Here is a 19,525-nt window from a genome sequence, read left to right as displayed (position 1 = left end):
GGACGGGGAGGCGGCGGGCGGAGAGTGCACGGGGGGTCGCATCCCGCGAGCTTCGCAAGCATGTCTGAATGCGGGGTTACGGGGACGTGTCATACGAGGGCCGCGGTGGGGGCGGTCGGGGTCACCCCTGCACGCCCGCGGCGGGGCTTACGGGAGACACCCCCGCAAGCTCCGCCGCGGTGACGGCCGGGTCACCGCCCCCGTCACCCCCGTCACGCCCTCGTCGGGCCCTGTCTCACCCGTGCAGCCTCCGCAGCGCGCGGAAGGCCAGCCAGCCGGCCCCCGCCGCCAGGACCAGCAGGATTACCGTCTCCACGCCCTGCAACGGCCAGAAGTCCGCCGCCGCGTGGTAGTCCGAGAACTCGGTGACCCCGCCCCGCTCCGCGACGCACCGGCTGAAGACGGGCTCGTACACGTCCGCGTCGGCATGGGGTGCCGCGTCCAGGGCCCGCCCCGCCACTTCGTTGCACGGCTCCGTGTCGATCCGCACCCCGGCGGCGGTCTGCCAGCCGCCGCCGTGGCTCCACTCCATCCGCCAGTGGTCCCCGGGAGTGAACGAGGTGACGCCCTCGCCCACCGCCGTCCGCATCGGCGACAGATCGTCCCGCCACTGCTGCATCACCAGCAACAGGGCTCCCATGGTGACCACCGTGCCGGCCATGGCGAGCAGCGTCCGCCGCACCAGCAGCCCGATCAGCGCGCCGAGGGTGACGCCCAGGAGCGAGTACCCGAGGAAGACCGGCCCCAGCGCCTCGTACACGCCGCTGTCGTACCAGGCGAGGCCCAAGTACGGCCGCGTCGCGAACGGTCCCCGCACCAGCCGGAAGGCCCCCACCAGGAGCGGTGTCGTCACCACCACCGCCCCCACCGGCAGCACCAGCTTCGAGACCAGCCAACGTGCCGGGGAGACGGACTGCGTCCAGGCGACCTTGTACGTGCCCGACTCCAGCTCCCGCGCGATCATCGGCCCCGCCACGACGGCACCGATCAGGAAGGGGAGCGCGACGAGCACCGTTCCGCCGCGCTTGGCGAGTTCCGCCAACTGGGCCTCGCCCCAGAGGGCGTCCGGCGCGGCGGCCCCCGACGCTTCCCACCACCACCGCACTGCGCAGGCCAGCAGGACGGCCACCGCCACGGTCGCTCCGGCGATCCACATCGTCCGCCGGTGCTGCCGCGCCTGGAGCCGGATGAGTCCTCGCAAGGAGGGCCGTGCGGGCGCCACCTGAGCGGCTTCCGGTGCGCGCAGCGTCAGTTCGCTCACGCCCCCACCCCGTACCGCCTGCGCAGTATCCGGAAGGACACCGCCACAGCGACGCCCGCGACCAGTACCAGCAGCCCGCTCTCCACCAGCTGGAGCGGCCAGAAGTGCGACTCGGGGTGGATGTCCGCGAAGTTGCGCACCCCGCCGAGTCCGGCCATGCACTCTTCGAGGGGCTTGCCCGCCCCGGCAGGCCCGAAGCAGAGGTCCAGCGGGATGCGTTCGCCGGAGGCGGTCAGCATGCCTTCCTCGATGACCTGGATGCCGGGGGTTCCGGTGAACAGCTGCTTCGGCTGGACGGTGTCCACGGGCCAGAGTTTCTCCCGCAGGGTGGTCGTGAACAGCAGCTGCGTGACGATCACCGTGAGCCCGGTGACCACCATCGCCGGCACCGTCCTGCGCACCAGGAGCCCCACCAGGGTGCCGACGCCGATGCCGAGCGCGCACTGGGCGACGGCGACCGGGCCGAGCATCTCGAACGCGGTGTCGTGCCAGACCAGACCCATCCGCGACACTTCCTGAAGGCCGCCCCTGGCCAGCCGGAACAGCACCACCAGCGCGGCCGTCCCGGTCAGGGTGACCGCCGTCGCCACCGCGAGTTTGGCGGCCAGCCAGCGGGCCGGGGTCACCGACTGGGTCCACAGCCAGGTGTACGTCCCCGACTCCAGCTCGCGGGCCACCAGCGGGCCCGCGACGAACGCGCCGACCAGGGCGGGCAGCAGGGCGAGCGCCGTGGTGGAGCGGGTGAGGACCATGGACATGGCCGTGTCGGCGTTCCTGACGAGCGCGGACTTCGGGTCGCCACCGGCGGCGACCAGGAAGGCCGCCACGCCGAGTGCCGCCACCAGCACGAACCAGGCGAACGCCCTCGCGGTGGTGCGGTGCTGGCGCAGCGTGACCCAGCGCGGGCCGTGCAGGGAAGGCAGGTGGGTGAGCGTGCTCATGCGGCGGCCCCCGTCCGGTGTCCCGCGTCCGCCGGACGCACGGTGTGCGCCAGATCGCGCGGCTCCGCGCTCGGCGTCAGCAGGGCGGGTGCCTCGGGTGCGCGCATGTGGGCGAGCAACAGCTCCTCCAGGGTGGGCTCGACGGACTCCCAGGCGCCGCCGGGCGCGGAAGGCCCGTCCTTCCTTATCAGCGCCGTCATTTGACGACCGGTCACACGCGACTCGACCACCGTGGTCTCCGGGTCGAGCTCGGCGACCGGGCCGGTCAGCAGGGCGTGGGCGGAGAGGAGTTCCTCGGTCTCGCCACCGAGCCGTACGCGGCCCCCCTCCATCAGGAACAGGTAGTCGCAGGCGCCCTCCAGCTCGGCCAGGATGTGCGACGAGATGACGACGGTGGTGCCGCTCTCGCCCGCCTCGGCGAGCAGGTTGCCCATCAGCTGGTGGCGGGCGAGGGGGTCGAGGTCGGCCATCGGCTCGTCCAGCAGCAGGAGTTCTGGCTGCTTGCCGAGGGCGAGGGCCAGGGCGACCCGGGTGCGCTGGCCGCCGGAGAGCTCACGCACCCGCGCCGCCAGGCTGAGACCGCCGTCGGCCACGATCCGCTCGGCGCGCTCGTCGTCCCACCGGCCCGGGTTCAGCTCGCGGCCCATGCGCAGGGTTTCCGCGATGCTGAACTGCCCGTACAGCGGTTTCTCCTGGGCGAGGAAGGAGACTCGCTCGCGCGCCTCGCCGGGCCGCTTGCCCAGGACGCGTACGGCACCCTCCGTCGGCCGCAGCAGGCCCGCCAGCTGCGCCAGCAGGGTCGACTTGCCCGCCCCGTTGGGGCCGACGAGTGCGCAGATGTGCCCCCGTGGAAGACGGAAGGAGCAGTCGCGTACCGCCCACTTGCCCGGCCGTCCGTACTTCTTTCCGAGGCCGGCCGCCTCGATCGCGGCAGTCGCCGTCATCCTTGCTCCCCTGTGTGCGGTGCTGTGCCGACGGGTATCCCGTCGGCCGTGTGCGGTGCTGTGCCGACGGGCGTCCCGTCGGCGAAGACTTCGTCCAGTACGGAGGTGAGGAGCGCGGCCACGTCGTCCCGGTCCATCCCGGACTCCCTGGCGCGCAGCGCCCACCCCTTCAGCTCCTCGCGCAGCGGCCCGGAGTCGGGCTGCTGCACGGCCCCCAGGGACCGGGTCACGAAGGTCCCCATCCCGCGCCGGGCCTCCACCAGGCCCTCCCGCTCCAGCTCGCGGTACGCCTTGAGCACGGTGTTCGGGTTGATCGCCGTGGCCTCCACCACCGCGCGGGCGGTGGGCAGCTGGTCGCCGGGCTCCAGCAGTCCGAGCCGCAGGGCGTGCTTGGTCTGCTGCACGATCTGGAGGTAGGTGGCGACGCCGCTGCGCCGGTCGATGCGGTACTCGACCATCACGCTCACCCCCCTTTCACTAATCAAGTAGTGAAAGGGTGATGCAAGAGAGGGGCCGGTGTCAACCGGCCCCTCGGCCCTGCGGTCTTTCGGCGCTCACACCCCCCGAGTCACCTTTGAGCCACTCACTGCACCTACGTCACGATTCGGTCCGGTACATCAGATCGGTCTCGTACGTCTTGAACCCGAGCCGCTCGTACACCGTCACGGCCGCCACGTTGTCCGCGTCGACGTACAGCGAAGCGGTCGGCAGCCCCTGTGCAGCCAGGTGCCGCAGCCCGGTCGCGGTCAGCGCCTTGCCGAGTCCGCCGCCCTGGGCGTCCGGCGCGATCCCGACCACGTACACCTCGCCGAGCTGCTCCTGGCGGTGCACCTTGGTCCAGTGGAACCCGACGATCCGCCCGTCGTCCTCCGCCACCGCGAGGAAGAACCCCTCCGGGTCGAACCACTCCTCGGCCATCCGGTCGTCCAGGTCCCGCTGCGTCAGCGACCCCTGCTCGGGGTGGTGGGCGAAGGCGGCGGCGTTCACGGCCAGCCACGCCGCGTCGTCCTGACCGGGCACGAAGGTCCGCACCCGGACGCCCTGCGGGTACACCGGCTCGGCGATGTCCAGTTCGTCCACCTTGCCCAAGGGGCGCCGCAGCTGCCGCAGTTCACGGAAGAGAGCGAGACCCAGCGCTTGCGCCAGGTGCCGCGCAGCCGCCTTGCCGCCGTGCGCCCACACCCGCAGCCGCCGCCCCGAGGCCGCGAGCAGCGCGTCCCCGAGCGCCCGCCCGAACCCGTGCCCGCGCCGCTCGGGATGCACCACCAGCTCGGCGGCCGGTGCCTCGACCGGGTCGGTGTCCTCCAGCTGGGCGTACCCGACGAGGACACCCCCGTCGTCGTGCACCAGCAGGTGCGAAACGCCGCTCCTGCGGCCTCCCTTGATGGCGAGCCGCCCCTGCTCGGACACGGCCTGCACGCCGTCCGTGCGCGCCGCCCCGGCCAGCAGAGCGAGAACCTCGGTGGCCTGGCGCTCGTCGAGCGCGTCGAATGTACGGACCAGGGGTGCGGCCGGGTTGGCGGAGCCGGCGGCGGATGCGTCAGTCGTCATGCAGTCGAGCGTACGGCGCGGGAACGGGCGGGCGGGGGTGCGGACGGGCGGCGTCGGGAACCGGGGGACGGAGGCGCGGACAGGCGGCATCGGGAACCGGCGGGCGCAGGCACGGACGGTCGGCCTCGGGGGGCGGAGGTGCGGACGGACGCCGGTGCTGCCCCGTGTGCCCGTCGCTCTCGCACGGGGGCTGACGTACCGCCAACGGAAACCACCTCGTAACCCGTCACCCCCTGTTGCGCTACGCGCGTCGACCTTAGGCTGCCGAACGCAGCCCTCACCCTCACGCTGAACTCACAAGGGGACAGATGTCAGCGAACCCTCGTCCGAACCGCGCGGTACGCCGCCTTCTGGTGGCCGCCGCCGGGTTGACCACCGCCGGCGCACTCGTCGCCGCCATGCCCGCCGCAGCGAACGGCCCGGCCGGCAACGGCAAGGGCGGCGGCCACGGCTCCGGCCACGGCCGTACCGTCGACGTGCAGCTCCTCTCCTTCAACGACCTGCACGGCAACCTGGAGCCGCCGACCGGCTCCTCGGGCAAGGTCGGCACCGTCGACGCGGGCGGCGTCGAGCACCTGGCGACGAGCCTCCGCAAGGCCCGCGAGGGCAAGAAGTACTCGGTCACGGCCACCGCCGGCGACATGATCGGCGGATCCCCGATGCTCTCGGGGCTCTTCCACGACGAGCCCACCGTCGAAGCCCTCAACAAGATGAAGCTCGACGTGTCGTCCGTCGGCAACCACGAGTTCGACGAGGGCTCCGCGGAACTCCTGCGCATGCAGTACGGCGGCTGCCACCCCACCGAGGGCTGCTACGAGAAGGACAAGAAGGGCAAGCCGAAGAAGTTCGAGGGCGCCGACTTCCCGTACCTCTCCGCGAACGTCACCAAGGAGAAGACGGGCAAGACCCTCCTGAAGCCGTACACCGTCTGGAAGAAGAACGGCGTCAAGATCGGCTTCATCGGCGTCACGCTCGAGAACACCCCGGGCATCGTCACGGCCGCCGGCGTCAAGGGGCTCAAGTTCCACGACGAGATCGAGACGGTCAACAAGTACGCCAAGGAGCTCGACCGGCAGGGCGTGAAGTCCATCGTCGCGCTCATCCACGAGGGCGGCGCGCCCGCCTCCACCGCGTACGACTACAACTGCGACAGTCCGGGCGCCGGTGACGGCATCTCCGGTCCGATCACCGACATAGCCAAGGGCATCAGCCCGAAGGTCGACGCGCTGGTCACCGGCCACACCCACCAGTCGTACGTGTGCACCATCCCCGACCCGGCGGGCAACCCCCGCCTGGTGACGTCGGCGTCCTCGTTCGGCAAGCTCTACACCGAGACGACACTCACCTACGACCGCCGTACCCAGGACATCGTCCGTACGACGGCCAAGTCGCCGACCTCGCGCAACTACATCGTCACCCGTGACCAGCCCGAGAGGGAGGTGCTGGGTGCGGACATGCGGAAGCTGATCGAGCGCTGGAACGTCCTCGCGGCCCCGATCGCGAACCGGCCCCAGGGCTACATCTCCGCCGACATCGAGGGCCGTGGCTCCACGGCGCTGGAGAAGCCCCTCGGCAACCTGATAGCCGACGCCCAGCTCCAGGGCCTGTCCCCGGCGGACAAGGGCGGCGCGCAGCTCGCCCTCATGAACCCGGGCGGCATCCGTTCCGACCTGGTCTACAAGGCGTCGGGCAGCGAGGGCGACGGGGTCGTCACCTACGGCGAAGCCTTCACGGTCCAGCCCTTCACCAACCTCATGAACGTCGTCGACCTCACCGGCGCGGACCTCATCGCTGCGCTGAAGCAGCAGGTCAGCGGCAAGAACGAGGCTTCCCCGAAGATCCTCCAGGTCTCGAAGGGCCTGACCTACACGCTCGACCTCACCAAGTCCGGCGCGGACCGCGTCGACGCCGCGACCATCAAGCTGAACGGTGCGGCGATCGACCCGGCCAAGACGTACCGCGTCGCGATGAACGAGTTCCTGGCAGGCGGCGGCGACAACTTCCCCGCCCTCGCCCTCGGCAAGAACAAGCTCAACGCGGCCTCCGACCTGGACGTCTTCAACGCCTACCTGGCCGCGAACTCCAGCGCCACCAAGCCGATCGCCCCGTCGGCGGCGGACCGGATCACGATCGTGAAGTAGTACGTCCGCACGCTGACACCGCAGGGGCGGCACCCGGGATCTCCCGCACGCCGCCCCTGCGGCGTTCACACCCTCGGCTCACGCGCCCGCGGATGCTGCGCTGTCTCGACGAGACAGGGCACACGCCGCCCGTCGAGGTGTGCGCGGTCCTGCTCGCCGACATCCGTGCTGCGCTGCCGACCGAGGGCAGGTCGAATACAGTCGCCCCCGTGACCACGACCCTGACCATTCAGGAGGCGGCGGATCTGCTCGGGGTCAGCCGGCCGACCTTCGTGAAGATCCTCGACGAGGGAAGCTCCCGTTCCGCGGGTCCGGACGTGACCGACGTGTGCTGCTCTCCGACGTGCTCGTCGTCCGGGACCTACGCCGTTCCGAGAGGCGCAGTGGCTTGGACAGACTCGTTGAACTGACCGAGGACTCAAGCCTGTACGTCACTGAGTGAACGAGCCTCCTCGACCCACACCCTGGAGGAGCTGCGCCGCGATCTCGCGCAGCGGATCTCCGAGGACTGGGCCTGCGGTCGAAGCCATGTCGCATGCCTTCCCGTACAGCGCGGTGGTGAGGTGGCGGCGGAGCTTCAACCAGTGGCCGTCATGCTCGTCCTGCCGGAGCAGGTGGCCCGTTACCGGCGCGAACCCAAGGACTTGCACGGTCTGCTCGACCTGCTGGCGAGAGGCGGTGCGGAGCAGTTCGCGGCGGAGGCCGGCGGCGGATTTGAGGCCGATATGGAGTGGGGCGGCACCCGGGATGCTCCGGGTGCCGCCCCTGGGGCGCTTGGTGGGCACGGCACCCGGTCGAAGCCGCTAGAGAGGGTCGTGCAGCGGCCGGCTCCGCCGGACCAGTAGGCCGCTCGCCACGACGAAGAGAACCGCCACTTCGGCTACCGCCAAGACCGACGTGGGCTCGTGGATGGGCCAGGCCCACGGCAGTGCCACACCGCCGGCGCCGCGGCCCGCCACCGCGCATGCGATGGGCAGGGCGGCGACGCAAATTACGGCGACGCCCGCGCCGAGCAACGCTCTCACAATCAGCGCGGCGGCCAGAAACCCGATGCTGTTGCGCGCCAGGGACAGAGTCTCAGGCCTGTCGAGCGCGAGATGGAACACGAGCGAAACGATTCCCGTGGCCAGCGCAAAGGCGCAACACAGCGCGAGACTCAGCCGCGGCGAATGCCTTACGGCTACTTCCTCGGCGGAGGGGTCGCCGCGGTCGATCCCGTAGAGCATGAGGAAGGCGGGCAGCAGCCCAAGCAGTTGCACGACCAGAATGCCTCCCACCGAACCCACCAACGAGGGCAATGGGATGGCCTCTTGCGGAACGAGCGCCGAGAGGACAAGCGCCGCCAGCGTGCCGAAGAGCGTCGCACGGACTCCCCGGACCTTGAGCCACCAGATCATCGTCCGGCCTTCTTCACGGCTGCTACGGCGTCGAACTGCGCTCTGGTGACGGCGGGTTTGGTCGTGCAGTCGTCGAGCGATTTGCGGTTGTGGTCGAACCACTCCTTCTGGCGGGGGGCCGGCCACTTGGTGACCTCAACGGCGAGTGCATGGTCCTTCTGGCCGTAACGGACCGCCATTTCCGCGCCGTCGCCCCCGGCGGTGAGCGTAGCCCACGATGCGAGCGGGCCGAAAGCAGCCCCGCCGGGAAACGGGCTTCCAGCGAGCCAGCATTCAGGGGGCCCGTCCGGTATCAAGCCATGCGCCACTCCCGACCGGATAGCTGTGGGAGTGGGCTTCGACCAGGAACCGAGGAAGAGCTCGCCCTGGCCCGGCTTGTTGTCCATGGTGAGTGTGTCCGGCATGGCCAGCCCGACGCGCATCAGTCGTGCCCGCGCATCAGCCGCGTTCTCTCGGATCACTTCGGAGTCGCCTGACAGCTCAGGCCAGATGCAGATCCGGGGGTTGCCGCTCTCGCATTGAAGTTCCGACTTCGATCGGGCTTTCACCGGGTCGGCTGACAGTCCTCCTGCCAGAAGTACTCCGGCGGTCAGTCCGAGCGCCATGGAAACCACGGCGGTGAGCATACGGGTGACTCTCGGCAGGGCGGCCAGTATCAGCACCACGGCTGCCAAGACACCCAGCGCAACACTCGCAGCGCTTGCGGGCCCGCGCCAGTCCAGGGTCTGGTCGAGCGAACAGCACGTGGAGATACCACCGGTGACCAGGTGTCTGAGCCAGAGGGGCTCGAAGGCCGCGGGGTAGGCGGTCAGCAGAAAGCTGGCGATCAGGGCCAGTGGAGCAGCTAGGACACGTGGGAGGTACTTGCCGATCAGGAATCCCGCCATGCTGTGTGCGGTGAGGACGAAAAGCCACATGCCGAGAATCTCCGGGCTCGGCACGGCGGCCGAAGGCTGCCCGGCGGACACAGTGATGTATGTCGCCACCGCCATGCCGAAGACCCCCATGGCCAGGACGGGAAGGAGCAGGGGAAGCAACACCGAGAAACCGCTCCTGGCAGGAGCCCATCCGGCGACCCGTCCCTGCACCATGCGCGCCCCCTCCCAAGCGCCCGCCGCAGCGCACGCAGGAGCGACGAAGGGGAGTGCGACTCCGGCAGATCCCAGAGCGCTCAGCAAGTATCCAAAGGTCACCCCTGTCACCAGGTCCTCATGGAGGACCACTACCAAGAAGGCCGCGACCGCAGGGGCCAGCCAGGTGGCCGACGACGAACGAAACACGCTGCGCCACAACACTGCTCAGACCTCCTGGGCGATCAGCTTGCTGTACGCGCCTTCTGCGCGCCGACCTCCGGCCACTTCCGGGTCGGCCAAAGCCAGGAAGTCGTGGATATCGCCCTGGAACCGCACCCTGCCCTGGTCCAGGACCACCACTCGGTCGTACAAGGAGTCCAGGTCCTCGGTCTGGTGAGTGGAAACGACCACGTGGACATCAGACGCGAGGTCGGTAATGATCTCGCGGAACGCCTGTCGCTGGGAGGGGTCCAGGCCCGCAGTGGGTTCGTCCAGCAGAAGGACCTCGCTCCGGTGCACGAGCGTCCCGGCAATCCCCATGCGCCGGAGCTGGCCACCGGACAGCTGGTGGCTTTTCCGATGGGCAAGACTTTCGAGCCTTACTCTGGCAAGCGCGGGCTTGGAGGAGTCCCAAGCGTCCCTTCGCGACAGGCCTTTCAGCCACCCCACATAGGCGACGTTCTCACGAACAGTCAGCCCCGGCATGGGTTTGACCTCTTGAGGTAGCCACCCGACAGCTTTGCGGTACGCAGTCCGAGCCCCACCCCGGGAAGGCGTAAGACCCCGCCAGCTTACTGTGCCACTGGTCGGTTGCAGGCAGGAAGCGGCGATGCTCAGCAGCGTCGACTTACCCGCCCCGTTGGGCCCCAGAAGCACAGTCGATCTGTGCTCAATGGTGAGGTCGAGCTCGTTGAGAACGGTCGTGGTGCGCCCATACCGGAAAGTGCATTTCTCGAACGTGAGAGACATGTTGTCCTTGTTGCTTTAAATGCCAGAATGAAGCGCCCGGTTACGCGTTTGGTGCGTAACCGGGCCGCGACGTCATCACTTACTGGATCAGTACCAGATCTCTACAGGGTTGGCGTCGAGGTGGAAGTTCCCCGGCCCCTGCGTTCCGTTGATTCTGTCCAGGGTGAAGTAGTACTTACCTGCGGACTCATCGCCCCAGCGTTTTCCAATTCCGGTGCAAACGTCACCTGACTGTCCGCGGTGCGGGTCCGGGCCCACTACGTCCTTGCGCAGGGATATGAGCGCTGATGCCCTTTTTCCGGGTGAGCTGGGAGCCGTGCAGTTGGAAAACTTGACCGCAGTGATGGAGGCATCGGTGTTGTTGTCCTGCCACCGTGAGGACTCCTGGCCCGTTGACCAGTAGCTGATGTAAGTCGAACGCTTCCCCTCGGCGTTGGCGGGCACCGCACCAAGCACCGATACAGCAATCGCACCGGCTACCACTGCGCCGGACATGCGTGAGATTCGCACTCTTCAATTCCCCCTTGTGTGGTCGGCCTGCATCGTCATTCATGACGGAACGTGGTCGTTCGTCCGTCTCAGACCTGGGAGAGATCTTGCGTCACTGCATGTCGGTCGTCAATCACGTTAGGTGCCTTGCCTATGTACTGCGTTTACCGAATGTCCAGACATTCTCCACTTTCTGCATGTCGGTGCGAACGTGGATTTTCAGCCATTCCTCGCACGTGACCCGTTCCCGTACACGCCGGTCGTGAGAGGTGATGGCCGGTGCGCCGAGGTGCGTGGTGCGACACAGAAGCGCGACCCAGCGCCTTGACTCGTATAGCGATCGCGGCCCGATATCCAGGTCGCAAGCGCGGCGTTTCGCGAGGTCGGCAGCGGTGCCGGGGACGGTTGCGCGGACAGTTCCCTTCTCTCGCCCGTGCCTAAGTCACCGCGCACACCGCTCCGTTGAGCGTGAACCGGGTCGGCTTCTCGAACGAACCCGTATACGTTCCCTGGAAGCCGAACGACGTGCTGCCGCCTGCCGGGATGCGGGCGTTGGAGGCCGTGCCTGTTGCGGTGACGGCTCCGGACGCCGGGGACAGGGACGCGTTCCAGGCGTGGGTGACGGACTGGCCGGCGGGGAGGGTGAAGGCGGCCTTCCAGCCGTCGACCGGGGTCGCCGAGCCGTTCGTGAGGGTCACGTCGGCGACGAACCCGCCGGGCCACGACTGGGTGGCGTACCGCACCTGGCAGGCGCCGGGCGTCGGCGTCCCGGGGTCGCCGCCGCCGGTGTTCACCGCGGAGGAGAAGGACCGGACGGCGAGGCCCGCGCCGTTCTCCCACGGTTCGAACCCGGCCTGCACGCTGGTCAGGTACCAGGACGGCTGGGCCAGGCCGCGAGCCACCGTCTCGTCCACGAAGTCCATCACGTCGAAGCTCCACTCGGAGATCGCCGCCGGGGCCACGAAGGAGAGCACGTCGTTGGCGCCGTTGCTGCCCGACCAGACCTGCCAGGTACGGCCGCCGACCGTGGCGGTTCCGGCCGGTGACCCGATGGGCTGGACCGGTCCGACGCGGTGGAACCAGATCATGATCTCGGTCCTGTTGACGCCGTCCTTCTTGGGCGTCGGGTCGAGCCAGATGTCGTACGAGGCGTTGTAGACCGCGTTGTTCACGTACCCGTAGGAGACGCTGGTCGGCGCGCTGCTGACCGAACTCAGCTGGGCGGGGAGGGCCGTGCCGGGCGAACAGTTGGTGTAGTGGCAGCCGTTGAAGACGGAGGGGTACGACTTCGGGGGGCCGTTGGTCGGTACGGACCCGTCGGCCCGGGCGAGCTCGAAACCGGTCGACGTCACGTTGACGCACTGGGCGGCACCGGTGCCCCAGCGGTTGTTCTGGACCACGTAGCGGCCCTGGAGTGTCGTGGTGCCGAAGGCGTCACAGATCTGGGTGTCGGCGGGCGCGGGGACACCGGCCGGTGCGGCTCCGGCAGTCGTGGTGAGCGCGGCGAGCGAGGCGAGGACGGTCAGCGTGACGGCGAGAGCGGTACGGAGGCGGGGCGGCAGCAGTCTCATGTGAACCCTTTCCGCGAGCGGTGGTGGCGGAGGGAAGCGCCGCGCCACGGGGGTGGGAGCGCTCCCATTGGGTGTCTCGGGCAGGACTGTAGGGACACCGGTGGGATCTGGCAAGGGGGAGTGGCGGCACCCGTGGTCAGTGGTGTTCTTCGATGCCGATCGAGTAGCCGGCACCGGTGGTGAGGTCGGGGCGGCTTCCGTGACCGTCCTCTGCGAGGCGTTCCGCGGTGAGGAAGGCGACGTGCAGGCTCAATGTGTCTTTGCTGAGCGTCAGACCGTCGGGCTCGGTCAGGGGATCCGGAGTCCATCCGTCGCGGATCAGCAACGCCCGGTAGTGCGTGCTCACTTCCTCGCGCGTGCCGGGAAACGAGTACGTCCGGTCGGCGTGGAGGACGACCTCGCCACTGTCCGCCCAGCAGCCGGCGTCGACCTTCTCGAACCCCCGGGCCACGGCGGCCCCGGCGGGCCGGGAGTCGAGGACATCGAGTCCCGCCAGCTCCTCGACCCGGCCCTCTGTCCCCGCGCAGTCCGCCGCCACCGCGTCGAGCAGCGTGCAACCGGTGAGCGTCGCGGCCACGAGCGCGGTCGTCAGGAGCAGGGGCAGGAGGTGCGGGCGGTGGGTGTGCGTCGGCACGGGTCTACCTGACCAGGGTCAGGAATGTGTTCCAGGCGTGGTCGGTGACGGTGATGACGGGGCTGGCGTCGGCCAGTTTGGTGTCGCGGAAGAGGGTGAGGCCGGGGGTGTTGTCGGCGACCTCGATGCAGTCGTTGCTGCCCCCGCTGCTGTACGTGGACTTGTGCCAGTTCAGGGTGTCGCCGCTCAACGGAACCTCTTCAGTGCCTCGTGGATGGCCGCAGTGGACGTCTCGGCCGACATCGAGTCGGCGGCCAGCCGATCATAAACCTTCTGGAATCGCAGGACTTGGGCCAATTCCTCGCTGTAATGACCAGTGTCAAACCCCTCGGTGTAGGCACCTCGGACGCCGTTGGGGAGGGTGAGGATCATCATGGTCCCCAGCACGTGCCCAGCCCGGTTCGGAAGGATTCGCAAGGTGATGTTGGGCGTCTCCTGAGCTTCCAAGAGCCGCTTCAGCTGTGGGCCGGTAGCCCCGTGCAGCACTGACTCAGCGAGCACGGCGGACATCCATGGAGGGCTCTCCCGCTCCCAGACAACCTGGCGCGCCATGCGCTGCTCCACAAAGGATTCGATGTCCTTAGGGTCGCCTGCCTGGCCGGAGAGCAGCAGTTCGCGTGTGTAGTCGGGCGTTTGGAGCAGCCCGGGTACGACAGGCCCGCAAGCGTGCATCAGTTCCGCCTGAGCCTGTCGCCGCAGGAAGGGCTTCGCGTAGTCCCGGACGGTGTCCTGCTCCAGAATCCGGACCAGATTCACCAGCTCGCCCGGCCGCAGCCCCAACACCGACTCCAGCTTCCGCGCCAGATCCGTGTCCGGCGGCGCGTCGCCCGTCTCCACCTCCGAGATCCGGGACTGGCTGACGAACACCCGCTTCGCCAGATACGTCTGCGACCAGTCCTCGCCAGGCACCTTCGCCCTGGCCCTGGCCAGCCGCGCCTCCTGGACCACGTTCCCGATGTACTGCTCGATGTTCTCGCTGGGGTCCGGCTCTCGCGCCTTCGGCATATGCCCAGTACCTCGATCGCGCTCAGGTAGCAAACTCCTACCGATCGTAACTAAGAGTCGCCAACCTGGAGGAAGAACAACGGAGTTCCACTGCGCGAGCAGGAACAGGAAGAAGAGGCATGACCCTCCACCCCAGAGCCCACACCACACCCACGCGCGACACCGCCCAGGAGCGGCAGAACCAGACCGCGACCGTCGCGTTCAACGAGCTCTTCGCCGCCATGGTGAAGGCGGGCACCCTCCTCCCGCACCTCACGCTGTGCCTCGACGAGCCGGGTGTCCCGCTGGACCTCGGGCGGCTGAGCGCCGTGGACTGCCTCCACCTGGCCCGGAGGCTCAACCTCCTCCTGGCGCTGGAGGCCGACGTACGGAAGTACCGGCCCGTCCTCCCGGGGCACAGCGAGCACAGCGAGCACCGGCGGACGGCGGACCGGAAGTGAGCGCCGAGGACGGGGGCTCGGCGGTCCTGTGCCCCGCGTGCGAGAAGATCGTCCTGTGGATGGACGGTACGAGCCGCTGCCCGGCCTGCCGCACACCGCTGCCCATGGCACCGCCGACGCGGCAGGTGGGCAGGCCATCTACGATCTCGCCACCACACCCCCGGAAGCCGCGGTCGGGCCGGCCGGGTATGCCCTTGGGGAGGACTGATGGCTGACGGTTACATCCGCTGGTACCGGGAGTCGGGAGCCACCTCCGTCTTCGCGGAGCAGACGGAACTCTTCGCGCGGTACGGGATCCATCTCGCGCACCCGGCGACGGGCGAGGTGCGCGCGGTCGACGTGGAGGGCGACGACGTGCCGCTCGGGCGGGAGGAGCTGCGGCTCCTGCTCGGCCGCCGCATCGCGTCGATCACGATGAACTGGTGGTTCTCGGCGGACATCAACGTCCTGGACACCTTCGTGTACGACCCGTTGGGCTGCGAGGTTCAGACCCTGTGGCTGGACGGTCTGACGACCGACGAGGCACGCCGTGTCGAGTCGGCCGTGACGGCGGCGGCGACGCGCCTGCCGGTGCCGACGCGCGCGGTGATCGTGGACCGGCGCGGGATGACGGACCCGGAGGGCTGGGACTCCTCGGTGCTGTACGACGGAGACACGGCCCCTCCCTTCCCGGACACCGTCGTGGCCCGCGGCAACATCGCGGAGAAGCTCGCGGCCCGGACCCCGGGCCTGGTCCGTGAGCCGGCGGACGCCTCCCTGCACCGCCTCACACGGGCCCCGGGCACGGCCTGAACAGTGCCGCCCAGGCACGCCCCGACCACTTGAGCTTCGAGGTCAGAGAATCGAGCGCTCTTTACTCGGAAGAGGCTGGTGGGAACCTACCCACCCACCCGCCCTTCGCGCGTACGCACCCCCGCACGCGAGGCGGCCACCGCCTCTCAACTCACCGCTTCAGCAAGCCGGGTGACAATTTGTGATCGAGTGGCGGCAGCGCGTGGCGAGCATGTACGGTCCGTCACAACAGAGCGGCCCCTGCGGGTGTTTGGCGCACCGCACAGAGGCCTCACCACTTCGATCGTTAGGCCCGATCTCATGGCTGCTGGCCAGCTTAGTCGTAGTCGTACCCCCCATGCCCCCGCCCACCCCATGGCCTCTCCCGGCTTCGGGAAGCGCGAGGCGCCCGACCAACAGCCGCGCCGCAAGGGCGATTTCGCACACCTGCCCAGGCGTGAGGCGGCCATTGCTCAGTACATCGACCGGCTGCCCGAAGGCGCCGACATCAGCATCAAGACCCTGGCCCGCGAGATGGCCGACTACGGCCAGTGCGCCATCGGCTCCGCCCTCAACCGCCTCACCGCCGCCGGTCACCTGCGTCGCCGCCGCACCGGCCTCGTGGACGACCAGGGCAACGTCCGGTACGTGACCCAGTCCCACTTCAGCCGTACGCCCCGGCCCGACGCCTGGTGGCACGACGTCTTCACCGACAGCGTGCCCGCGTCCGGCTACGACGACCCGGAGCCGGGCGACGTGCGCGGCGGGAGTGGCGGGCACGAGGGGCGCGGCTTCCGCGCGCTGGCCCGGCTCGGGCGACGGGAGCCGCAGTTGGCGCTGTCGGAGAGCGAGTGCTACGCCCTGGCGGAGACGGCGGGGGAGTGGTTCCGGCGCGGGGCGAGCGAGACGCAACTCGTGTACGGGATCACGCTGTTGCTGCCCCCGCGGGTCACCCACCCCTTCGGCTTCGTACAGTCCCGCCTGCTCGACAAGCTGCCCCCTGAACTGCCCCCGGTCCCCCTCGGCGTACCGATGACCGAGTGCGTCGGGTGCGGTGCGGCCGGGCGCCCGGAGGAACTGCCGGGCGGGCTGTGCCGCCCCTGCCGGAGTACGGACCCGGTGCGGTGCGCGACGGGGGAGCGAGGCGGCTGCGGCCGGCCCGCCTGCGCGGACCCCACCTGCCGCCCCTCACCGAAGGCCGTACGCGGCAAGGCCGCGCGCATCCGCAGGGAGATGCGGGTGCGGCGGGAGCGGGACGGTGGGGCCTCTTTGGCGCGCCGTCGCCGTCGCCGGTAATCCTGGCCGCATCCGCCGGGACGGCCGGGCCATGTTGTGTACACATGGCACACTTGGTACCGTTGGTGTATGACGCAACCCGCACCCATAGAGTCCATCCGCGATGTGCGTGCTCACCTGGCCGAGGTGGTGGAGCGTGCCGACCGTGACGATGTGCCCACCGTGATTACGCGACGTGGTAGAGAGGTCGCCGCCGTCGTGTCCATTGAGGTGCTGCGCAAGTACCAGGAATGGGAAGAGCGCGAAATCAACCGGATCATCGACGAGCGCATGGCGAACCCCGAGGCGGGCGTCGCGATGGAGGACATCATGAGGGAGACGCTGGCGCGCAGTGAGTGAGTTCCGCACCGTCTTTCGGCCCGAGGCCCAAGAGGAGCTGCGTAAGATTCCCCGCGCCACGGCACTGCGCATCCTGGCCAAATTGACCGAGCTGGAAACCGATCCCCTGGGCTTCGGCACCACCGCTCTGGTGTCCCAGCCCGACCGCCGTCGGCTCCGTGTGGGTGACTACCGCGTCGTCTACACAATCGACAGAGGCGAGCTGGTGGTGTGGGTCGTGCACGTGGGGCATCGCTCCACCGTCTACGACACCTGAGAGGGCGTCCCGGCAGAGCTACGGAACCTCGCTCGGCGGTGGTGTCGGTGCGCCCGGCAGGCGGATCACCGCTTCCGTTCCCGGGCCGCCGTCCGCCGGGGCGCGCAGGACGATCTCGCCGCCCGATTCGCGGATCGTACGGGCGACGATCGACAGGCCCAGGCCCGAGCCGGGCAGCGCGCGGGCGGACTCCGAGCGCCAGAAGCGTTCGAAGACGTGCGGGAGGTCGGCGGGCGGGATGCCGGGGCCGTGGTCGCGGACCGTCAGCTCGCCCAGGTGCAGCCGGACGTGGAGGGTGCCGCCTGGCGGGCTGAACTTGACCGCGTTGTCGAGGACGTTGACCAGGGCCCGCTCCAGGGCGGCCGGCTCGGCCCGGACGTACCAGGGGGCCAGGGACGTTTCGAAGGTCAGTTCCGGGCCGCGCAGGCGGGCACGGTCCAGGGCGATGCGGGTGAGGTCGTGCCAGGGGACCACCTGGGGGGAGGCCGAGGTACCCGTCGCGGTCTTCTCCGGGCGGGCCAGCACCTGCAAGTCGCCGATGAGCGCGGCCAGTTCGGTCATCTGGGCCTTGACCGAGTCCAGCAGCGCCTTGCGGTCCGCCGGGGGGATCGGGCGGCCCGTGTCGTCGCTGCGGGCCAGGAGTTCGATGTTGGTGCGCAGGGAGGTCAGCGGGGTGCGCAGTTCGTGGCCCGCGTCGGCGATCAGCTGCGACTGGAGGTCCCGGGAGGAGGCCAGCGCCGCCGTCATGGCGTTGAAGGACGCGGAGAGCCGGGCGATCTCGTCGTCCGCCGAGCCGGACGGCGGGATGCGGACCGTGAGGTCCTCGGTGCGGGCGATGTGCTCGACGGTCTCGGCGAGCCGGTCGACCGGACGCAGTCCCGTACGGGCCACCCACAGGCCCGCCGCGCCGGCGCCGACGATGCCGACGCCGGAGACGGCGAGCAGGAACAGGGCGAGCCGGTTGAGCGGGTTGTCGATCTCGGAGAGCTGGCGGGAGAGGGAGACGGTCAGCCCGGTCTCCCCGTCGCGCCGGGTCAGTACGCGTACGTCCTCGCCCTTCGCGTTGACCCCGTCGTGCAGCGCCTCCGTGACAAGACCGAGCGCCACCGCCTGGTCGGAGCGCTGGACCGCGACCGGTGTCGACCCGGGACCCACGCAGCGCGTCCCGTCGGTCAGCACCACCTGCACGGACACCGTGCCGGGCGACATGTTCTGCGGAGTGTGCAGCGGGTCGTCGGGGCGGCAGTCACGGTACGTCTGGGTGAGGTAGCCCGCCCCCGCCTGCGACTTGCCCAGGGTGTTGTCCATCTCCGCCTGGAGCTGGCTGCGGGTCACCAGCCAGCACGCGGCCGCGCACAGGGCCACCGCGACCGCCACCGTGGTGGCGACCAGCAGTGAGAGCCGGGTGCGGATGCGCAGGGTGCGCAGCCGCTGGGCGAGCGAGGTCACGCGGGGCCGCCCGGCTGCGAGGCCGCGTCCGCGCGCAGCACGTACCCGACGCCCCGCACCGTGTGCACCAGACGCGGCTCACCGCCCGCCTCCGTCTTGCGGCGCAGGTACATCACGTACACGTCCAGCGAGTTCGAGGACGGCTCGAAGTCGAAGCCCCAGACCGACTTGAGGATCTGCTCGCGGGTGAGGACCTGACGCGGGTGTGCCAGGAACATCTCCAGCAACGTGAACTCGGTCCTGGTCAGGTCGACCTGACGGTCCCCGCGGGTCACCTCGCGGGTGATCATGTCCATCCGGAGGTCTTCGAAGGTCAGTACGTCACCGGGAGCGGACGGCAGCCCCGCCAGCGCCGCGTACGAGCTGCGCCGCAGCAACGCCCTTACCCGCGCGAAGAGTTCGTCCAGCTCGAACGGCTTGACCAGGTAGTCGTCGGCCCCCGCGTCCAGTCCCGAGACGCGGTCGCCGACCGTGTCGCGGGCCGTGAGCATCAGGATCGGTGTGGTGTCCCCGGCGTGCCGCATCCGCCGGGCGGCGGTCAGCCCGTCCATGCGCGGCATCTGGATGTCCAGGATGATCAGGTCCGGTGCGTACGTGGCCGTCTTCGTCAGCGCCTCGATGCCGTCGGCGGCGGTCTCCGTCCCGTACCCCTCGAAGGCCAGGCTGCGCCGGAGCGCCTCCCGCACGGCCGGTTCGTCGTCGACGATGAGGATGCGCTCGGTGCCGTGGGGGCGGTCCTCGGGGGGCGGGGCTGCGGAGCTCGCGGGGGTCATCGGGGCTTCCTGGTGTTCTCCGGTGGGCGGCGCGGGTCCACCCGGCTGGCGGGTCGGCCCGCTCGGCGGGTCGCGGCCCAGCTTTGCACGCCCGGGGGTGCCGGGCGGGTACGGCCGAGGCGTGTGCCGGGGTCGAGCCCGGAGGGGCGTCGGACGCGTGTGCCGGGGCGAGCCCGGGGGACGGCGGGAGCTGGGTGCCGAACCCGCCGGGTGGTCCTCGGGGAC

General features: G+C 69.7%; 23 protein-coding genes. 7 read left to right on the top strand and 16 right to left on the bottom strand.

Features of this window, described 5'->3' with window-relative positions:
* Positions 1–235 precede the first annotated feature (235 nt).
* The 5 genes from ACFWVV_RS11035 to mshD form a co-directional block, all read right to left on the bottom strand.
* Entirely contained in the window at positions 236–1,261 is a 1,026-nt protein-coding gene (locus tag ACFWVV_RS11035) for an ABC transporter permease (protein WP_384345949.1), read from the bottom strand.
* The gene (locus ACFWVV_RS11030; RefSeq protein WP_384345947.1) at positions 1,258–2,202 is read right to left on the bottom strand and encodes an ABC transporter permease; all 945 of its coding nucleotides are present in this window, start codon (positions 2,200–2,202) and stop codon (positions 1,258–1,260) included. Before ACFWVV_RS11030 ends, ACFWVV_RS11035 begins: the two co-directional genes overlap by 4 nt.
* Positions 2,199–3,146 carry an ABC transporter ATP-binding protein gene (locus ACFWVV_RS11025; protein WP_384345944.1) on the bottom strand — a complete coding sequence of 316 codons (948 nt, stop codon included), beginning with the start codon at positions 3,144–3,146 and terminating at the stop codon, positions 2,199–2,201. Before ACFWVV_RS11025 ends, ACFWVV_RS11030 begins: the two co-directional genes overlap by 4 nt.
* Positions 3,143–3,604 carry a GntR family transcriptional regulator gene (locus ACFWVV_RS11020; RefSeq protein WP_384346057.1) on the bottom strand — a complete coding sequence of 154 codons (462 nt, stop codon included), beginning with the start codon at positions 3,602–3,604 and terminating at the stop codon, positions 3,143–3,145. Before ACFWVV_RS11020 ends, ACFWVV_RS11025 begins: the two co-directional genes overlap by 4 nt.
* A 139-nt stretch (positions 3,605–3,743) precedes the next feature.
* A complete protein-coding gene (gene mshD / locus ACFWVV_RS11015; protein ID WP_384345941.1) occupies positions 3,744–4,697 on the bottom strand; it encodes a mycothiol synthase in 954 nt (317 codons plus the stop codon).
* A 308-nt stretch (positions 4,698–5,005) separates the two neighbouring features.
* Between mshD and ACFWVV_RS11010 the strand changes: the two genes are divergently transcribed.
* Complete coding sequence (locus tag ACFWVV_RS11010) at positions 5,006–6,838, top strand: bifunctional metallophosphatase/5'-nucleotidase (protein ID WP_384345939.1); 1,833 nt, start codon at positions 5,006–5,008, stop codon at positions 6,836–6,838.
* Between the two features lie 209 nt (positions 6,839–7,047).
* A complete protein-coding gene (locus ACFWVV_RS11005; RefSeq protein WP_384345936.1) occupies positions 7,048–7,248 on the top strand; it encodes an excisionase family DNA-binding protein in 201 nt (66 codons plus the stop codon).
* Positions 7,249–7,269: 21 nt separating this feature from the next.
* On the opposite strand, the gene ACFWVV_RS11000 is transcribed toward ACFWVV_RS11005, so the two are convergent.
* The 9 genes from ACFWVV_RS11000 to ACFWVV_RS10960 all read right to left on the bottom strand — a co-directional run bounded on the left by ACFWVV_RS11000 (position 7,270) and on the right by ACFWVV_RS10960 (position 13,976).
* Positions 7,270–7,623 carry a hypothetical protein gene (locus ACFWVV_RS11000; protein ID WP_384345933.1) on the bottom strand — a complete coding sequence of 118 codons (354 nt, stop codon included), beginning with the start codon at positions 7,621–7,623 and terminating at the stop codon, positions 7,270–7,272.
* A gap of 18 nt (positions 7,624–7,641) precedes the next feature.
* Positions 7,642–8,235 (bottom strand): hypothetical protein, encoded by a 594-nt coding sequence (locus tag ACFWVV_RS10995; protein WP_384345931.1) that lies wholly within the window; start codon positions 8,233–8,235, stop codon positions 7,642–7,644.
* The gene (locus tag ACFWVV_RS10990; protein WP_384345929.1) at positions 8,232–9,326 is read right to left on the bottom strand and encodes a hypothetical protein; all 1,095 of its coding nucleotides are present in this window, start codon (positions 9,324–9,326) and stop codon (positions 8,232–8,234) included. Before ACFWVV_RS10990 ends, ACFWVV_RS10995 begins: the two co-directional genes overlap by 4 nt.
* Positions 9,327–9,533: 207 nt before the next feature.
* Positions 9,534–10,277, bottom strand: a complete 744-nt coding sequence (locus ACFWVV_RS10985) for an ATP-binding cassette domain-containing protein (protein ID WP_384345926.1) — start codon at positions 10,275–10,277, stop codon at positions 9,534–9,536.
* A gap of 87 nt (positions 10,278–10,364) precedes the next feature.
* On the bottom strand, positions 10,365–10,772 hold the full coding sequence (locus ACFWVV_RS10980) for a hypothetical protein (RefSeq protein WP_384345923.1): 408 nt from the start codon (positions 10,770–10,772) through the stop codon (positions 10,365–10,367).
* 431 nt (positions 10,773–11,203) lie between these two features.
* The gene (locus ACFWVV_RS10975; RefSeq protein ID WP_384345920.1) at positions 11,204–12,337 is read right to left on the bottom strand and encodes a cellulose binding domain-containing protein; all 1,134 of its coding nucleotides are present in this window, start codon (positions 12,335–12,337) and stop codon (positions 11,204–11,206) included.
* Between the two features lie 136 nt (positions 12,338–12,473).
* Entirely contained in the window at positions 12,474–12,971 is a 498-nt protein-coding gene (locus ACFWVV_RS10970) for a hypothetical protein (protein ID WP_384345917.1), read from the bottom strand.
* Positions 12,972–12,975: 4 nt separating this feature from the next.
* Positions 12,976–13,161 carry a DUF397 domain-containing protein gene (locus ACFWVV_RS10965; RefSeq protein WP_384345914.1) on the bottom strand — a complete coding sequence of 62 codons (186 nt, stop codon included), beginning with the start codon at positions 13,159–13,161 and terminating at the stop codon, positions 12,976–12,978.
* Positions 13,158–13,976 (bottom strand): Scr1 family TA system antitoxin-like transcriptional regulator, encoded by an 819-nt coding sequence (locus tag ACFWVV_RS10960; RefSeq protein ID WP_384345911.1) that lies wholly within the window; start codon positions 13,974–13,976, stop codon positions 13,158–13,160. Before ACFWVV_RS10960 ends, ACFWVV_RS10965 begins: the two co-directional genes overlap by 4 nt.
* Positions 13,977–14,095: 119 nt before the next feature.
* Between ACFWVV_RS10960 and ACFWVV_RS10955 the strand changes: the two genes are divergently transcribed.
* The 5 genes from ACFWVV_RS10955 to ACFWVV_RS10935 all read left to right on the top strand — a co-directional run bounded on the left by ACFWVV_RS10955 (position 14,096) and on the right by ACFWVV_RS10935 (position 17,078).
* Positions 14,096–14,416: a hypothetical protein gene (locus ACFWVV_RS10955; protein WP_384345908.1), complete on the top strand. Its 321-nt coding sequence runs from the start codon at positions 14,096–14,098 to the stop codon at positions 14,414–14,416.
* A 207-nt stretch (positions 14,417–14,623) separates the two neighbouring features.
* Positions 14,624–15,208, top strand: a complete 585-nt coding sequence (locus ACFWVV_RS10950; RefSeq protein ID WP_384345905.1) for a hypothetical protein — start codon at positions 14,624–14,626, stop codon at positions 15,206–15,208.
* Positions 15,209–15,508: 300 nt separating this feature from the next.
* A complete protein-coding gene (locus ACFWVV_RS10945; RefSeq protein ID WP_384422650.1) occupies positions 15,509–16,483 on the top strand; it encodes a hypothetical protein in 975 nt (324 codons plus the stop codon).
* Between the two features lie 69 nt (positions 16,484–16,552).
* Positions 16,553–16,822, top strand: a complete 270-nt coding sequence (locus ACFWVV_RS10940) for a type II toxin-antitoxin system Phd/YefM family antitoxin (protein WP_384345899.1) — start codon at positions 16,553–16,555, stop codon at positions 16,820–16,822.
* Positions 16,815–17,078: a type II toxin-antitoxin system RelE/ParE family toxin gene (locus tag ACFWVV_RS10935; protein ID WP_384345896.1), complete on the top strand. Its 264-nt coding sequence runs from the start codon at positions 16,815–16,817 to the stop codon at positions 17,076–17,078. Before ACFWVV_RS10940 ends, ACFWVV_RS10935 begins: the two co-directional genes overlap by 8 nt.
* 18 nt (positions 17,079–17,096) lie before the next feature.
* On the opposite strand, the gene ACFWVV_RS10930 is transcribed toward ACFWVV_RS10935, so the two are convergent.
* On the bottom strand, positions 17,097–18,527 hold the full coding sequence (locus ACFWVV_RS10930; RefSeq protein WP_384345893.1) for a sensor histidine kinase: 1,431 nt from the start codon (positions 18,525–18,527) through the stop codon (positions 17,097–17,099).
* On the bottom strand, positions 18,524–19,300 hold the full coding sequence (locus tag ACFWVV_RS10925) for a response regulator transcription factor (protein WP_384345891.1): 777 nt from the start codon (positions 19,298–19,300) through the stop codon (positions 18,524–18,526). Before ACFWVV_RS10925 ends, ACFWVV_RS10930 begins: the two co-directional genes overlap by 4 nt.
* Between the last annotated feature and the right edge of the window lie 225 nt (positions 19,301–19,525).

Origin of the sequence: Streptomyces sp. NPDC058663, assembly GCF_042716745.1 — a bacterium.
In the GTDB taxonomy this organism is placed as follows: domain Bacteria; phylum Actinomycetota; class Actinomycetes; order Streptomycetales; family Streptomycetaceae; genus Streptomyces.
This window is presented reverse-complemented; position numbering and strand designations above follow the sequence as displayed.

What these genes read in the sequence shown, in the direction of transcription:
- ACFWVV_RS11030 (WP_384345947.1), bottom strand. Translation starts at nt 2,202, where the DNA reads ATGAGCACGCTCACCCACCTGCCTTCCCTGCACGGCCCGCGCTGGGTC.
- ACFWVV_RS11025 (WP_384345944.1), bottom strand. Translation starts at nt 3,146, where the DNA reads ATGACGGCGACTGCCGCGATCGAGGCGGCCGGCCTCGGAAAGAAGTAC.
- ACFWVV_RS11020 (WP_384346057.1), bottom strand. Translation starts at nt 3,604, where the DNA reads ATGGTCGAGTACCGCATCGACCGGCGCAGCGGCGTCGCCACCTACCTC.
- mshD (WP_384345941.1), bottom strand. Translation starts at nt 4,697, where the DNA reads ATGACGACTGACGCATCCGCCGCCGGCTCCGCCAACCCGGCCGCACCC.
- ACFWVV_RS11010 (WP_384345939.1), top strand. Translation starts at nt 5,006, where the DNA reads ATGTCAGCGAACCCTCGTCCGAACCGCGCGGTACGCCGCCTTCTGGTG.
- ACFWVV_RS10995 (WP_384345931.1), bottom strand. Translation starts at nt 8,235, where the DNA reads ATGATCTGGTGGCTCAAGGTCCGGGGAGTCCGTGCGACGCTCTTCGGC.
- ACFWVV_RS10990 (WP_384345929.1), bottom strand. Translation starts at nt 9,326, where the DNA reads ATGGTGCAGGGACGGGTCGCCGGATGGGCTCCTGCCAGGAGCGGTTTC.
- ACFWVV_RS10985 (WP_384345926.1), bottom strand. Translation starts at nt 10,277, where the DNA reads ATGTCTCTCACGTTCGAGAAATGCACTTTCCGGTATGGGCGCACCACG.
- ACFWVV_RS10980 (WP_384345923.1), bottom strand. Translation starts at nt 10,772, where the DNA reads ATGTCCGGCGCAGTGGTAGCCGGTGCGATTGCTGTATCGGTGCTTGGT.
- ACFWVV_RS10975 (WP_384345920.1), bottom strand. Translation starts at nt 12,337, where the DNA reads ATGAGACTGCTGCCGCCCCGCCTCCGTACCGCTCTCGCCGTCACGCTG.
- ACFWVV_RS10960 (WP_384345911.1), bottom strand. Translation starts at nt 13,976, where the DNA reads ATGCCGAAGGCGCGAGAGCCGGACCCCAGCGAGAACATCGAGCAGTAC.
- ACFWVV_RS10955 (WP_384345908.1), top strand. Translation starts at nt 14,096, where the DNA reads ATGACCCTCCACCCCAGAGCCCACACCACACCCACGCGCGACACCGCC.
- ACFWVV_RS10950 (WP_384345905.1), top strand. Translation starts at nt 14,624, where the DNA reads ATGGCTGACGGTTACATCCGCTGGTACCGGGAGTCGGGAGCCACCTCC.
- ACFWVV_RS10945 (WP_384422650.1), top strand. Translation starts at nt 15,509, where the DNA reads ATGGCTGCTGGCCAGCTTAGTCGTAGTCGTACCCCCCATGCCCCCGCC.
- ACFWVV_RS10940 (WP_384345899.1), top strand. Translation starts at nt 16,553, where the DNA reads ATGACGCAACCCGCACCCATAGAGTCCATCCGCGATGTGCGTGCTCAC.
- ACFWVV_RS10925 (WP_384345891.1), bottom strand. Translation starts at nt 19,300, where the DNA reads ATGACCCCCGCGAGCTCCGCAGCCCCGCCCCCCGAGGACCGCCCCCAC.